The following is a 13,189-nucleotide window of genomic DNA, read 5'->3' as shown; positions in this document are numbered from 1 at the left end:
AGATGGATATCTACTCAAGTTCCGGAGGAGAGTCGATCTTGTCGAGCTCCATGGTGACATCTGCAGCACCACGACCAGAGGAAATTTTAAGTGATACGTAGGATACTACTCCTACCGGAATAGGTACCCAAAAGTTGAATAGTCTCCAGGTGATGACTCCTAAGATAGCGATCCCCCTTGGGACGCTGAAAAACTGTACGAGTAGTAGTGTAGAGAAGGCTTCGATCACGCCAAGACCGGATGGTGTAATGGGTAGCACGGCCATAACGTTAGCAACCGAGTATGCGACCAGAAGGTAGTCGGGATTGACGACACGCCCAAAGGCTGCAAGCATAACCCAAAGGCTCCCTGCATCTAAGATCCAATTCAGTGTTGCCCAGATCGCGGCGCGCTTTAGAAGGTCAGGATCGGCCATTAAAGACGTTACTCTCTGACCTATCTTCTCGAAGGCTCCGATGAAGTCAAAGCGTCTGAGAAGTGGAAGTCGCTTAGTTACTGTAGTTAGGATCTCAAGGCTGTGTCGCTTCCCCTTCGTGAAGAGATAGATAAGAGAGGCCGCAACTCCGATGAGTACGGCACCTAGGAGTGCCACCGTCAGGTAAAGCTTGTTAAAGCCTGCGAATGGTATCGAGACTATTAGAGATACCCACAACAAAGCGTTTAGAACAAGTGCGGAGCCGATTCCCTGTGTAGCAATTGCGAAACCCGTATCAGCACCCGATACCCCAGAGGAGTTCATAAGGCGTAATGACAGTCCCGCTCCAGACGCAGTTCCTCCTGGCAGAACGTGTGATACAGATAGAGATGCTAAGTCGATACGAAGAATCTGGGAGTAGCTAGGTCGATTTCGTACCGGCAGGAGTGTCTGGGTAAGTTTGCCGTATGCGGAGAGAGATAGTGCCTCAAGTACGATGCCTACTACGACAAGCAGATAGTTGGCCTGTGTTATTAGGTGCAGGGACTTCCTGAAGCCGGCAAGCTCTGGAAGTACAAAGTATTCAATTACAAGTAGAGCGATGAACCCAGACGCTCCTCGAATGGCGAACCTTCTAATGAGCTTCGCAGTAGAACGTTGGGCACCCTTTAGCTCGTCCTTTTTTGGTGTCCGCAACTTTACCCTTTTCAATTACGATAATACCCTAACGCATACTACCTTTGTGTCGGGGATGTCTATCAGTGTTGTTCAACTGGGAAGTAGATGTGTAAGGAGTATTCGTCTTTAGGGGCGAGTTGTGGTAGGGGAGTTTAGTGGAGGGTAGTGCAGGTGGTTGGAGCATAAGAAAGGTTCTGTTTGTCGAGGTTGTGACCCTTGGCATGGTGTTTGGTGCTGCGCTGCTATGGACGCTTAGACATCTTCTACTTGAACTACTGGTTTCTTTAGTACTTGCGATCGTTGCGGAGCCTGCTATAAAGTTGCTAGTGCGATTTAAGATGCGGCGTTCGATGTCGGTGGTCGTGGTCTTCACGCTCCTACTAGGCCTGGTTGCCGTGGTTATATTTGTGCTAAGCGTTCCTATCTATCACGGCATAGCAAACGTTATTGTTAGATTGCCAAGCCTGGTTAAATCTATAGAGTCCCATAAGGGACAACTTGCTTCGGTATTGGTGAAGCTTCATATTGAGACCTATCTTCAGACTTCCTCAGTGAAGGTTACCCAGCTTATAACTAGTGCAGCCAACCCAGCGTTTCTGGCTGCTAAGCGCGTCCTATCGACCATTGTCAACCTAATAGCGATCTTTATTCTCTCTGTATTTATCTCACTCGAAGGACCGGCAATTGTTCGTGGCGTCCTGACTGTTGTGCCAACTGAGCGTGCCTACTTGGTGAGGCGGGTCGTGGATGAGACGTCTAGGGGAGTGACACGTTATGTTCTGGGGAATCTTCTGACCTCTATTATCGGTGGCGTCGTCGTATCGGTATCCCTCTCCTTTCTTGGAGTCTCCTACGCTCCTCTTCTTGGTCTATGGGTAGCGCTCGTAGATCTGCTTCCATTGGTCGGGGGTCTGCTCGCCGGTGTTCCGACGGTCTTGATTGCACTTATTCACTCTACGACCGCTGGCGTCGTTATGCTAATTGTCTTTATCGCCTATCAGCAGATCGAGAACCATGTCCTGAACCCACTGGTGTTTTCTCGCGCAGTAAAACTCAACCCATTTTGGATTCTATTTGCGGTTTTGGTAGGTGACCAGTTAGCACATCTAGAGGGAGCGCTGTTGGCGATACCTGTGGCCAGTGGCCTCCAGGTGATCGGTAGGGTTGTTTGGGAAGAGTACTCGAAGAGGCTTCCAAAAAGCTCTACCGACAATTTGTTGACCAAAGACGAAGATCAAAGAGAATCCGATATCCATTCATAACTTGTCGCCACTTGTTAGTAGGTGGGCTAAAACCCGTGTTCTCGGAGTGGTCCGACGCTAAGGCTATGCTGCTCACATAGGTTTGTAAACGCTTCAAGTGCACCTAGGGTAGAACGGAACGAGCCTGGATAGCTGGTGCAGTCTGAATCGTGTAGAAGTACGGTAACTCCAGGTTTAAAGCGCTTCTTTAGGTCGTTTAGTACCTGTATTGGAGTAGCCTTTGCTCTCCAATCCCTACCCCACGCACCCCACAGAACGGGTCGGAGGGAAAGATCACGAGCTGTTCTTAGGGTGCCTTCCGTTAGTACTCCATAAGGAGGACGAAAATAAAGAGGTCTCACGCCGGTCGCGTTCGTGACCGTCTCCAGTGATCTTTCCATATCGTACCTAATGGTCCTGGTGCTGCGAAAGAGATGGTTTTTGTGCCAGTGACCATGAAGAGCGATCTCGTGCCCATCTTCTGCAACTTGTTGGGCTACATAGGGGTAAGCCTCGGCCATTGATCCAAGCATAAAAAATGTTGCCTTTATCTCTAAGCGCCTGAGCTCATCTAGGATCAGAGGTGTCGAGATCGGATCCGGTCCGTCATCGAAGGTGAGGGCTACGTGATTGGGGCGTCCCCACCCTTGCAGATACTCAAATAGTTCATCTTTAATCCATATCACAGAGGCCAGTGCTGGGTAGCTCCTAAACCCTAGAGCGAGCGCTCCGTACGCTCCGGATAAGGTTGCGAGCGTTCTTTTGCTAGTTAGCGGCTTAGTCTTCAATGTGCCTACCCGAGCGTCGTTATCGAAGCGACTGCGTAGCCCTTTTCGTGAACCGCTTTGAGTACCATCTTGATCTCTGCGTTAAGCTGCTTCTTACTCATATGATCGGCATTGATCTCATAGACGGTATCACCAGGGATGAGCTTTGGAAGCGTGATGGTACTTACGATCTTGACCGGTGGGACGACTTCGTGATGGAGCTCGGCCCAGGCTAGATCGACACTATTGATCTGTTGCTGTGGAACGTAGACGTTGATGTTTTGGCCGGAGAGCTTCTCTAGCAAGGTGGTGGTGCCCGATATTGCGTTATTTGGAAGAAACAGATGTATGTCTGCGTCAGTAGGTGTACCCCCGTTTAGAATCTCGACGCCTTGTTGAGCCCAGGCGGTAACGGTCTGCGGATTCGAAACCGCAATGTCCTCAGGAATTACGGCCGCTATATCGTCTCTTATAAGCGTCTTGGGTAGTGCGCTAGATGTTACGTTTAGTGGGCCGGGGCGCACTGCTAAATAGATGTATGGGATTCTTGCTGCTGCTTTATCTACGTTGATACCATGATTACCTACAATGTTTGCGCCAAGATTCGCCGAGAGGAACAGGACGGATGAAACCAAGACGGTACGAGATGTGAGCTTCTTTGCCATGCTGATGGTGTCGTCTATCTTCTCTGGTCTTCTCTCTGAAGATACGCCGATCGCATCTATGATAAAGTTCTCCGGAGAGGGTTCGAAGATAGAAAGTGCTGCCGATGTCAGCCGCTGTCCATCACTCGCTGCATATTCAATTGCTTTGTAAAGCTCCGCCTCGTTTCGAGCAAACACCGTTACACCACTTAGATGCATTCTCTTTGTATTGTCTTTTCCGTGACCTGCAATAGGTCGGTAGGAAACAACAGGTACACCGGCAGCAAAGGCCTCTAGTGCGGTAAGTCCTCCAGCGTTTTGTACGACTACGTCTACCGCTCCCATTAGCTTATGCATCTCATCGGTCCATCCGATTACCTTGCCAAAACCAAGTGAAGCTAGTGACCTTTGCAGTTGTGTGTTTCTTCCGCACACCACGACTGGGAATAGGTTATCTCTCTGTCCCAGTACCTTAAATGTCTGTTCCAGCTCGCCGACACCCCAAGAGCCGGCGACTATGAGGACCGCAATCTTGCCGTCAGGGATGCTATGACTTTGTCGTTCCGCTCTGCGGTCAATAGGTTCGAAGAACTTCGGATTTACAAAGGGGCCTGATACCTCGACTTTGGGCTCCTTTAGGAGTGCACGGACCCCTGCAGCTGCGCTCGGAGATACGCATACATGTACGTCTATTCCGTCGTGTACCCATAGCGGATGCACCGCGAAGTCGGTAAGGAATGTAATACTTGTCGTTCTTAGAGGGTTCCTTCTCTTAGAGCGCGCTCTACCAAGTACGACAGAGGCAAAAGGGTAGGTGGTCACAACTGCATCTGCCTGGAACTCCTCTGCCCAGGTTCGGATCTGCTTTTCAAATAAGCTGCCCAGGAGAAAGGTGGTTACCTTGGAGAGGCTTCGAACCTTGGACCATAGCAAGTACAGTAATTCATAGGACCACGGTGACTTCTCCATCTGGAAGTGATAGGTATCGTAGAGGAACTTTCCTATCCGAACGTTAGCATCTAAGAAGTCCACCACCTTGGTCTCAAAGCCCCTAGCTTCAAGGCGTTCACAGATCTGGGCAGCGGCGCCGTCGTGACCAGCGCCCATGCGCGCAGATACAACTAGGACTTTCTTAGACACCTTCTCTAGCCTATACTTCTCAGAGGTGGTATACGTCTTATCTTTCGTGGCGGCAGCGGGATTTGCCTTGGCCTCTGTGGCGCAGTACCGTGCGAGCCAGAGTCTCTCTAAAGATCTAAACCTGAGGATTAGCCTCATCGGCAAGCTGCTAAAGAACGCTGATTTCTTAAAGGGCTCTTTATTTGATATCATCGGTGTTATTGCTCAATTCTTTGCACTTGCTATCGGGCCCATCTCAATCGTTCAACCTATCTTAGCTATGGGTCTTGCCTTCGCCCTTGGGATCGAACACAAGCTTGCAGGGAGAAGGTTTCGCCTACTAGATATTATCGCCTCGGTAATTACTACTCTGTCATTAGCGTACTTTGTAGTCTTACGCGGTACTAAAGTCATCGACCACGTTCAATTTAGTACAACTCTTACTGTCTCCATATCGGTGCTCGTTCTTGATCTGTCGGTGGTTTTGCTTGGTAAGGTGCGCAAAAACACAGTGCCACAGCTGATCGTCGTAGTTGCAGCGGCGCTATCGTTAGGTTGTGGTTCGGTGCTTGAGCGGGAGGTTGGTATTTCTTTGCACAAAGGGGTACTTTACACGGCGCTTTTCGCCCCTACTTGGGTTTTGATTCTACTTGCGCCTATCTCTTTGTTGCTTGTGCAAAGTGCCTTTCAGCTTGGGAGTCTCAAGGCAGTCCTTCCAACCCTAACGGTTGGCGAGCCGACCGCTGCGCTCTTGCTCGGCGCATCTATGCTCGGTGAGGGAGTGATGCCTTCGAAGGGGGTCGTTCAAGGAATAGCTGCGCTTATAGTGATGGCGGTATCGCTGCTTTATCTTGCGGTATCTGAGTCCAGATTTCGGGAGAGTGTCTCAAGAGGTGAAGGGACAAAAGGTTGACAACAGTGCCGCCCGACCGCATTAGGGGTGATCAGTCTTCGCAGTGGCTAATCGATACACTTCCCTCCAGCGGTATTTACAAAGGGGTTGTGGTGTTCGTGCACGGTCAGCCAGGATCCAAGGAGTCCTGGAGTCGGGTACTTTTGAGGCTCGCTAGATTTCCGTACCGTTATATTGTGTTTGATCGACCCGGATGGGGGGATAACTCTATCGACTCTATGTCGATCTCAGGCAACGCCTACTATCTTCTAGAGATCCTTAAGTCACTTCCAAGAGGATCTAAAATTTATCTCGTTGGGCACTCCTTGGGTGCAGCTGTTGCGACGGTAGCAGCATCTATGATCAGTGAGACCCTACCGAGGGTGCTGGCGGTCTCTCCTGCTCTCAATGGAGATGCATTGATGGCCCTAGACAGCGCTATTGCACTTCCGATCGTAGGTAGTGCAGTTGCAAAGGTGTCACTCGAGTTACTCAGGAGAAAGACTGGATACTCGCACTGGGGTGCATCAAGCGCTTCTAGCTTCTCGCTGGAGCAGCGCTGGCTCTTGAGGGAGCTTCCAATGCTCGGACCAGCTGTGTTGGATGTAGGTGATCGACTAAGTGTGCTTTATGCAACCAACGATAGAGTCGTTCCCTTCAGATCGATCGTTGCCCTGTCAAAGACTCTTCCAAAGGCCCCAATGACTCTTTGCATAAGTGGTGGACATAACCTTCCAGCCACTCGTCCCAGCCTGGTGGCTCACTTTATAGCTAAGTCCGTGACAAAGGAATTATTGACGTAAAAAGTTACTTAAACTAAAGGCAACTAAGACAAAGTAAGGCTAAGGTTAAATTTAGGTGAAACTCGTGTCATACTTGCGTTAAACTTGTATTAGAAGCGTATTTGAAGTCGGTTATAAGGCAGTGTGGGGGCTGCGAGTTTTATTCTTCTGACCGGGGGGTATCAGGAGAAGCTACGGACTGTAGGTCTGAGTGGAGGATGCCCTAGATGGACTCGGCGGTTTTAGCAACATGGAATCATGACAGCTGGCGCTCTCTAGCGAAGTGTGCTGATATGGACTCTTCGCTGTTTTTCCCTGTAGGTGTAACTGGGGATGCTGAGATTCAGATCCGGGAGGCAAAGGCGGTGTGTAACTGTTGTTCGGTTCAGCTTCAATGTCTCGAGTTCGCGCTGCGTACCAACCAGGAGTACGGCATCTGGGGAGGAAAAGATGAAGAAGAGCGTCGAGTAATCAGACGAGCTAGGCGTCGAGAGAGGAAGCTAGCTAACGCATCGTAGCTGACGGCTACTCAAAGCTGAGTTTTAGGATAGCTCTCATTACTCTTCGGCATGAGAACCAGGACTATGCACGTTGCGCTATGCACCCTTTACACTATGGGGAATGACTGACCTTCAAAGGCCTCATAGATCTCTTGCCTCGATTCTATCGGAGCGTAACTTTGAGTATCTTGCGATACTTGGTGCGTTATCCCAGTTTTACGTGTTGCTTGTTTTCTCAGTGAATCGATTTCGCCACTTCGATACCGGTGTCGACTATGCAATCTTCAATCAAGCGACCTACCTTATAGGTCATGGCAAGTTTAGTCCCTTCGATACAATTTATAATGACCGATTCCTGCTGGACCAATTCAACATCCTCGCGTGGCCATTAGCTGCACTTCGTGACATCTTTCCTAGTTCTCTGACACTTCTCGTAGTCCAAGCCGTGGCGATATCACTGACTTCTTATGTGGTCGTTCGATTTGCTATCAAGGTAGCTTTTCGTGGTAGCGACTCAATATTCTTGCATATCGGTGCAGTCGGACTCAGTGCCGTCTCTGTGTTTGCTAGTCCATGGGCTTTTGAAGCGGACTTCTTCGACTTTCACATGGAGCCAATACTTGCCCTGACACTAGCGGTGAGTCTTTACAGCTTCTACTTTAAGAAAGACGGTTTTGGCTACCTGGCAGCCGCTCTTACTTTGATGGCAGCAGGGGTCGCTGCTGTCTATGTGGCGTCGATGGGGCTAGGTATGGTTGCGATTAGAGGCCTCAGACGACAAGGTGCCACTCTGATGGTAATGGGGTTCCTTTGGCTTTTACTTATAGTTTTGTTGAACGCTCATCAAGGTACCAGCTTGGACGCAACCTATGGATACCTAGCTCACAGCTCAAGTCCTAATCCGACACTTATGGCAATTTTATTAGGAGTGGTGACCCATCCGTTGCAGGCGGTCTCTGTCCTAAACGCCCGGCGCGGTCCGATCGCCCAGATATTTGAGTTCTCTGGCCTATTTGGTGTCGGTTATCCACCCGCCTTCGTTCCGGCAATAGTGGCTGTTTTGGTAAATGGTCTGCCGAGTTCATCGGCTTTCATCGCTCTGAGTCAAGGATTTCAAAACTATCCTGAGGTCGTACTCCTTTCTATGGGAACCGCCGTTGTTCTAGTGCGTTTTGTTCCTAAGCTCGTTCGAGAGTTTTTCACTTCTGTGAACACTCAAACGACATACTCGGTGGTGGGGGCCTTTAGTCTCATCGTGGCGGTAGTTCTATTCTTCGTGCAGCTACCTATCGATCTTGGAATTCCACCATCTTGGCTCAGAACATCGGTTCCGATAGCGAACGTTCTCAGGAGCTACTCGCCCGGACATAAGAAAGAGGTTATCGCCACGATGAACGTTGTGGGGCGTTACGCGTCGAGGAGATCTATCTATGCATGGTTTGGTGATCCACAGTCCTTTCCGATATGTACACTGCAGCAGATCGTTGTGTTGGTTGGAAACTCCGACACATCTCCCCTAAATCGAGGAGTTGTCGTGATGGAGGCTAAGCTCCTTGAAGGTATGGGAGGCACGAAGCTCATTCGAAAGGGTCCGCAAACCTGGATATTTGAGACATCATTTCGCCTAGGACGTGCGGTGGAACTGCCTGGTAACAAGGTAGTTCCCATGTCACCATCGGTGTCGTGCCATAACGAATAGCTCCAAATAAATCACAGATTGCTACTGTTGCGATGGGTTCCTCATCAGAGTCAGCAGAGGTCCAACAGAGACCTCTTTACAGTGTGAATACTTTCTATCTAGGTTATTCGTGAGTCAGTGCGAGAGATTCGTGTAGTGGATGATGAACAGCGTGGATCTTGTGTTCTATCTCATGGAACTCTTGATCTTTCTCGGAAGAAGATATTACTCCCACGCCGGCTTGAAAAAGTAGATCTGAACCCAGATCCCTTACGCTTCGAATGGCTAGGTATGCCTCTCCATCTAACGTATCGTCCATAAATCCTACGAAACCGCCAAAGAGTCCACGTTCACCTTCAAGGCTTTTTATCAGCTCGATGGCCTCATCGCTGGGATATCCCGCTATCGCTGGAGTGGGCGCTATGGATCCAAGAAGATCGAGTAGTCCTAGTTCAGGAGACAGGTCTAGTGCCTGAATCTCGGTTGCTATGTGGCTAATTGGTCCTGCGTCAAAGAGCTCTTTGGCTAGGACTTTGACCTTGTTTGTATGGCTCAAAAGTCCAGCTGAGATCGACTGCACTACTATGTCATGTTCACGAAGATCCTTCGTCGATGAACTAAGTTCGCCTCGCCGCTGTGTTTCTCGGGTTCCTGCTAAGGGCTTTGAGATCGCAACAGAGTTCTTTAGGTCCACGAGCAACTCAGGAGACGCCCCTATGTAGCTATCGGTGGCAAATAGATGTGAAGTTGGGAGGGACTTTCTGAGGCGAAGCATCGCTTTGCCTTTTTTGTAAGCGGGGGTTTTTGTGGCGGTTGTGGTCAACGACAGAACGACCTTATCGATGGTCCCGTTTTGGATCGCCTCGGCAGCGCGATCAAATCGGTCGCTCCACGCAATTGAATCAAGTCTGTGAAGATCCTCTACCAGGGGAGGGTAGTTGAGACGATCCATAGCTCCTATCTGCAACTGCTCTAAAGAATCTAGGAGCGCTTGTTGGCGCCGATAGTTGAAGTCACTGTCTTGTCTACAGTGCGCCACTACCGCCACGGTGTCTTGGTTGTCTGATCCTGTGATGGCAAACTCGGGTATGGATATCTTTAGGGGGCTGTGTGGCTCAAATGGAGCGGAGATCAGATACAGTGGAGTGCCTCTCTCGACTTCAGAGTGAATCTTTGGCAGGGCATTGCTAGGGCTGGCCTCTCTGATGTTGGATAACGATGCGCCGTGGAACACGAAGATCTCCCCAATCCCCATTACCCAGCCAGATCTTCCTTCTAAGAAAAACGTTGGATCTATCGCTAGTAAGAGATCTTCTAGAGTTGCATGAAACACTCCGATCTGCTTGCGATAGATTTCGATGCTACTTAGCTTCAATGCATTTATCCTTTCGGGCCAACAACATCTGAGCAACTCCAAGGGTTAGTTCTTGCCTTGTTACTCCGCTGAAGCCAGCGGATCTCAACATGTCCACTAGATCTTTAGGTGAAGGGAGGTAGGAGACAGATGCGGGCAGGTAGCGATAGGCACTAGCCTTTGAAAAAAGTGCTCCGATCGCCGGAACTATCTTGTTGAAGTACACCTCATGCACCGAGCCAACTAACGGGTTGGGAGGCTTTGAAACCTCAATTATGGCGAGACGGCCCCCTATCTTTAGGACACGATGAAACTCTTTGAATACAGGTTCAATTTCCTTGAAGTTTCTAAGTGCAAATCCGCAGGTTATGACGTCTACGCTTTGATCTTTCAAGGGGAGGCAGAGTGCTGAGCCTTGGACAAGGGGCGCCTGACTTCTGTTGTATCTCAACATCCCAAGAGAAAGATCGATGCCTATTAGACGATCGCTTATCTTCTGAGCGATGACTAAGAAGTCCCCAGTCCCGCTTGCGACATCTACTAGCGTCTCACCGGAGCGTAGTTGAGTTCTAGAGATTGCCTTCTTGCGCCAACTTTGATCCACTCCGAAGGTCATGATTCGATTCACAAGATCATATCTCACCGATATATCGTCGAACATAGCTCGTACGAACCGCTCTTTATCCTTGGGGCTGGGTAGAGGGGTGCTACTCATTGGCACCCACCTCATCTTCACGCTCTATGCGTTCTTTGACAATTGTTAGCTCTGCATCAGTTCCGATCCTTTCCAACAGACGGAATGAGGCTAAGGCGAGCTCCTTCTCAAAATGTAGTGTTACGAGCTCAACAGCGTTGGAAAAGACTGCCTCATAGGTCTCGACAACTCTTCCTGCGGCATCTGCTCCATTCTTAGAAAGGATTGGCTCTCGAATCTCTTTGGCAAATAGTTCAGCCGCCGCCTCGGCGAGCTCTTCAACCGCTGAATGATATGACTTGGCTAATCTCAGGACCTCAGTTAGCGGTAGTCCGAAAGATAGAAGAGAAAGAGAGTTTTTTGCCAGTGCGACATCGATCTCGGAGAACGTTTTTCCATCTACATCTTTTGGCTTGAGAACACCGTCTTGGACCAAGGCGTCTAGTATCTCGGTAGGAACTGCTGTTATCTGCGATAGCTCCAAGAGTGAGTAGTTGCCCCGCAAGGCTCGACTGTAAGACTTCTGGTCCTTGTGCCTATCGTCCTCCAAAAAAGCCGATATAGCCTTTAGGGACCATCCCTTTGATCTCAGTTCCTTGATCTTTGTAAGTCGCTCCAAGTGAGCTCTGCTATAGAGTGCCTTTCGTCCAGAGCGAGTAGGCGGAGGCAGTAAGCCGATGCTTTGATAGTAACGGATCGTCTCGATCGGAACCGCACTCTCCTCAGCCAGTTCTGATGGTTCTAACTGAGACACACTCCGTGGTTCGAGCTGTAAAGACATAATTAGTAATAGTAACAGCTTGAACAATGTGAGTGATAACTTGGTTGTGTCGAGAGTCTCGCTTTGTGCCTTCTGTGACCGTGCTCTTTCTTATGTGCTGGCGAGGCTAGTTACGTGTTTCATCGCCGTGGGGTTGCTGAAGGTGATAAGGAAATCTAGTCTTTCGTAAGTCTCGCCGAAGCTTCGTGGATCTTGTTCTGCACAACGTTCTTGTGCCACTCCTTCATCTTCATGAGACGCATTAGTTTCAGAAGGTCACAGATAATAAGAGTTGGATGTGCAAGCGGCTAGGGCCGTTAGGAAGTTACTGCTGCTTCTAAAATCTAGTTCGAATACCAGCTTCTGGTAGTTATGGAAGACCTGAGTTGCAGTGGCGGCATCGGGGGTAGGCTCTGGAGGTAGGTCGTGAACACGTAGGGCACAGGTATACGTGTACACCTCCCCTGGTAATACGTTTCAGGATCGACCCAATCATTCCAGCGATTGCAACGACAAAGAGTAACTCTATTGCATCTCGAATGAGATTCGATATCTGCATCTGAGACCTCTTTTCTGCTGAACTAGCTGTCGCAAGATTATCTTACAGCTACAATTGCGTCCTCACGTCTTTGGCTGTGAGCGCGTGCCTTTGCCTGATACAGCGCTTTGTCGCAGGCCAGAATGAGGCTTTTAAGATCCGCTGTCTCGTTCTTTAAGCAGGTGGTGAATCCCGCTGAGAACGATAAAGGGAAGCATGAATCGAAGAGCCGTTCCAAGACAGCTCGCATCTGATGGTCGGAGCACCCTGGCATGAGTAGGAGAAACTCGTCTCCGCCCCATCTCGCCAAAGTGTCGGAGAAACGAAGCTCTCCTTTCCATCTAAACGCCAGGTCTTGTAGTACATCATCTCCGGCGATATGGCCCTCGGTATCGTTCAAACGCTTGAAGTCGTCAAGGTCTATCAACGCTATTGCAAAGTCATTATGTATGGGCCATACCTTGTCTTCGACGTATCGGCGATTAGGTAGGCCTGTAAGTCGATCCAGATGAGATACCTTGGCCAACTGCGCCACGAGACGCAAGGTGAAGGTTGCAGTTACTACTGCTGTCCCAGAGACGAACAGCCAATCTCCAAGTGGGGCTGTAATGCCAACTCCGAGTTCGAAGGCAAGTGCAGATCCCACGAAAACTGTGATGAGGTGGGCGGTAGCCTGGAGCGGACTGAAGAAACTATAAGCATAGATAACAATCCAAGCGAAAAAAACAACGGTAAATACAGCAGGATCGCTGCGCTGCGACATGTAGATCGTGTATGAGACCATAGCGGTGCCAGCCAACAGCTGAATGTGAAGCATCCATGGTTTGACCCGTTTTGCAAAGATGAGCGAAAACACCCCTAGGAGGAGGATCAGAACGGACATCTCCGAATAAAGAGGCGATATCCCTTGGCTGTATACTGCCAAGTAAATGGTTGCTAATGAGACGGTCGCAGCGCCGATCTCTAACAAACTGAGCCACTTGCTAGCTTGTTCGGTGGTTGCGCTGTGAGCGTTGCGTTCACTAACGCGCCAAATTGCTTGGCTCTTCTCCTTCCAGTCGATGCTCCACTCTCCTTTGTTCACCCAGTTGGTCCTCTCTCATGTACCGTCATATCGACTTCGGTCA

General features: G+C 49.7%; 12 protein-coding genes. 5 read left to right on the top strand and 7 right to left on the bottom strand.

Annotation, left to right across the window (positions count from 1 at the left end):
- Positions 1-10: 10 nt before the first annotated feature.
- Positions 11-1,126: a lysylphosphatidylglycerol synthase transmembrane domain-containing protein gene (locus BUA24_RS01310; protein WP_072787973.1), complete on the bottom strand. Its 1,116-nt coding sequence runs from the start codon at positions 1,124-1,126 to the stop codon at positions 11-13.
- A gap of 122 nt (positions 1,127-1,248) precedes the next feature.
- Here BUA24_RS01310 and BUA24_RS01305 point away from each other — a divergent pair, with 122 nt between their 5' ends.
- Positions 1,249-2,355 carry an AI-2E family transporter gene (locus tag BUA24_RS01305; RefSeq protein WP_072787972.1) on the top strand — a complete coding sequence of 369 codons (1,107 nt, stop codon included), beginning with the start codon at positions 1,249-1,251 and terminating at the stop codon, positions 2,353-2,355.
- Positions 2,356-2,381: 26 nt separating this feature from the next.
- On the opposite strand, the gene BUA24_RS01300 is transcribed toward BUA24_RS01305, so the two are convergent.
- Both BUA24_RS01300 and BUA24_RS01295 read right to left on the bottom strand, forming a co-directional pair.
- Positions 2,382-3,122, bottom strand: coding sequence for a polysaccharide deacetylase family protein (locus BUA24_RS01300; RefSeq protein ID WP_072787970.1), 741 nt, complete (start codon positions 3,120-3,122; stop codon positions 2,382-2,384).
- A 5-nt stretch (positions 3,123-3,127) separates the two neighbouring features.
- A complete protein-coding gene (locus tag BUA24_RS01295; RefSeq protein ID WP_178138658.1) occupies positions 3,128-4,885 on the bottom strand; it encodes an MGDG synthase family glycosyltransferase in 1,758 nt (585 codons plus the stop codon).
- Between the two features lie 25 nt (positions 4,886-4,910).
- Here BUA24_RS01295 and BUA24_RS01290 point away from each other — a divergent pair, with 25 nt between their 5' ends.
- The 4 genes from BUA24_RS01290 to BUA24_RS01275 all read left to right on the top strand — a co-directional run bounded on the left by BUA24_RS01290 (position 4,911) and on the right by BUA24_RS01275 (position 8,737).
- Positions 4,911-5,777, top strand: a complete 867-nt coding sequence (locus tag BUA24_RS01290; protein WP_178138657.1) for a DMT family transporter — start codon at positions 4,911-4,913, stop codon at positions 5,775-5,777.
- A gap of 5 nt (positions 5,778-5,782) precedes the next feature.
- Positions 5,783-6,559, top strand: a complete 777-nt coding sequence (locus BUA24_RS01285; protein WP_072787964.1) for an alpha/beta fold hydrolase — start codon at positions 5,783-5,785, stop codon at positions 6,557-6,559.
- Positions 6,560-6,765: 206 nt separating this feature from the next.
- Entirely contained in the window at positions 6,766-7,056 is a 291-nt protein-coding gene (locus BUA24_RS01280) for a WhiB family transcriptional regulator (protein ID WP_072787962.1), read from the top strand.
- 103 nt (positions 7,057-7,159) lie between these two features.
- Positions 7,160-8,737 (top strand): DUF2079 domain-containing protein, encoded by a 1,578-nt coding sequence (locus BUA24_RS01275; protein WP_072787961.1) that lies wholly within the window; start codon positions 7,160-7,162, stop codon positions 8,735-8,737.
- A 103-nt stretch (positions 8,738-8,840) separates the two neighbouring features.
- Here BUA24_RS01275 and BUA24_RS01270 read toward each other — a convergent pair whose 3' ends face one another.
- The 4 genes from BUA24_RS01270 to BUA24_RS01255 form a co-directional block, all read right to left on the bottom strand.
- Positions 8,841-10,091 carry a chorismate-binding protein gene (locus tag BUA24_RS01270; RefSeq protein ID WP_072787959.1) on the bottom strand — a complete coding sequence of 417 codons (1,251 nt, stop codon included), beginning with the start codon at positions 10,089-10,091 and terminating at the stop codon, positions 8,841-8,843.
- Positions 10,078-10,785: a ubiquinone/menaquinone biosynthesis methyltransferase gene (locus tag BUA24_RS01265; RefSeq protein ID WP_072787957.1), complete on the bottom strand. Its 708-nt coding sequence runs from the start codon at positions 10,783-10,785 to the stop codon at positions 10,078-10,080. The genes BUA24_RS01270 and BUA24_RS01265 overlap by 14 nt, the downstream gene beginning before the upstream one ends.
- Positions 10,778-11,518 carry a MerR family transcriptional regulator gene (locus tag BUA24_RS01260; protein ID WP_072787956.1) on the bottom strand — a complete coding sequence of 247 codons (741 nt, stop codon included), beginning with the start codon at positions 11,516-11,518 and terminating at the stop codon, positions 10,778-10,780. Before BUA24_RS01260 ends, BUA24_RS01265 begins: the two co-directional genes overlap by 8 nt.
- A gap of 602 nt (positions 11,519-12,120) precedes the next feature.
- A complete protein-coding gene (locus BUA24_RS01255) occupies positions 12,121-13,146 on the bottom strand; it encodes a GGDEF domain-containing protein (RefSeq protein WP_072787954.1) in 1,026 nt (341 codons plus the stop codon).
- Between the last annotated feature and the right edge of the window lie 43 nt (positions 13,147-13,189).

Origin of the sequence: Ferrithrix thermotolerans DSM 19514 (genome assembly GCF_900128965.1) — a bacterium.
Taxonomy (GTDB): Bacteria; Actinomycetota; Acidimicrobiia; order Acidimicrobiales; family Acidimicrobiaceae; genus Ferrithrix; species Ferrithrix thermotolerans.
This window is presented reverse-complemented; position numbering and strand designations above follow the sequence as displayed.

Excerpts from the sequence above, each read along its gene's own strand:
- BUA24_RS01265 (WP_072787957.1), bottom strand. The coding sequence starts at position 10,785 with ATGAGTAGCACCCCTCTACCCAGCCCCAAGGATAAAGAGCGGTTCGTA.
- BUA24_RS01275 (WP_072787961.1), top strand. The coding sequence starts at position 7,160 with ATGACTGACCTTCAAAGGCCTCATAGATCTCTTGCCTCGATTCTATCG.
- BUA24_RS01280 (WP_072787962.1), top strand. The coding sequence starts at position 6,766 with ATGGACTCGGCGGTTTTAGCAACATGGAATCATGACAGCTGGCGCTCT.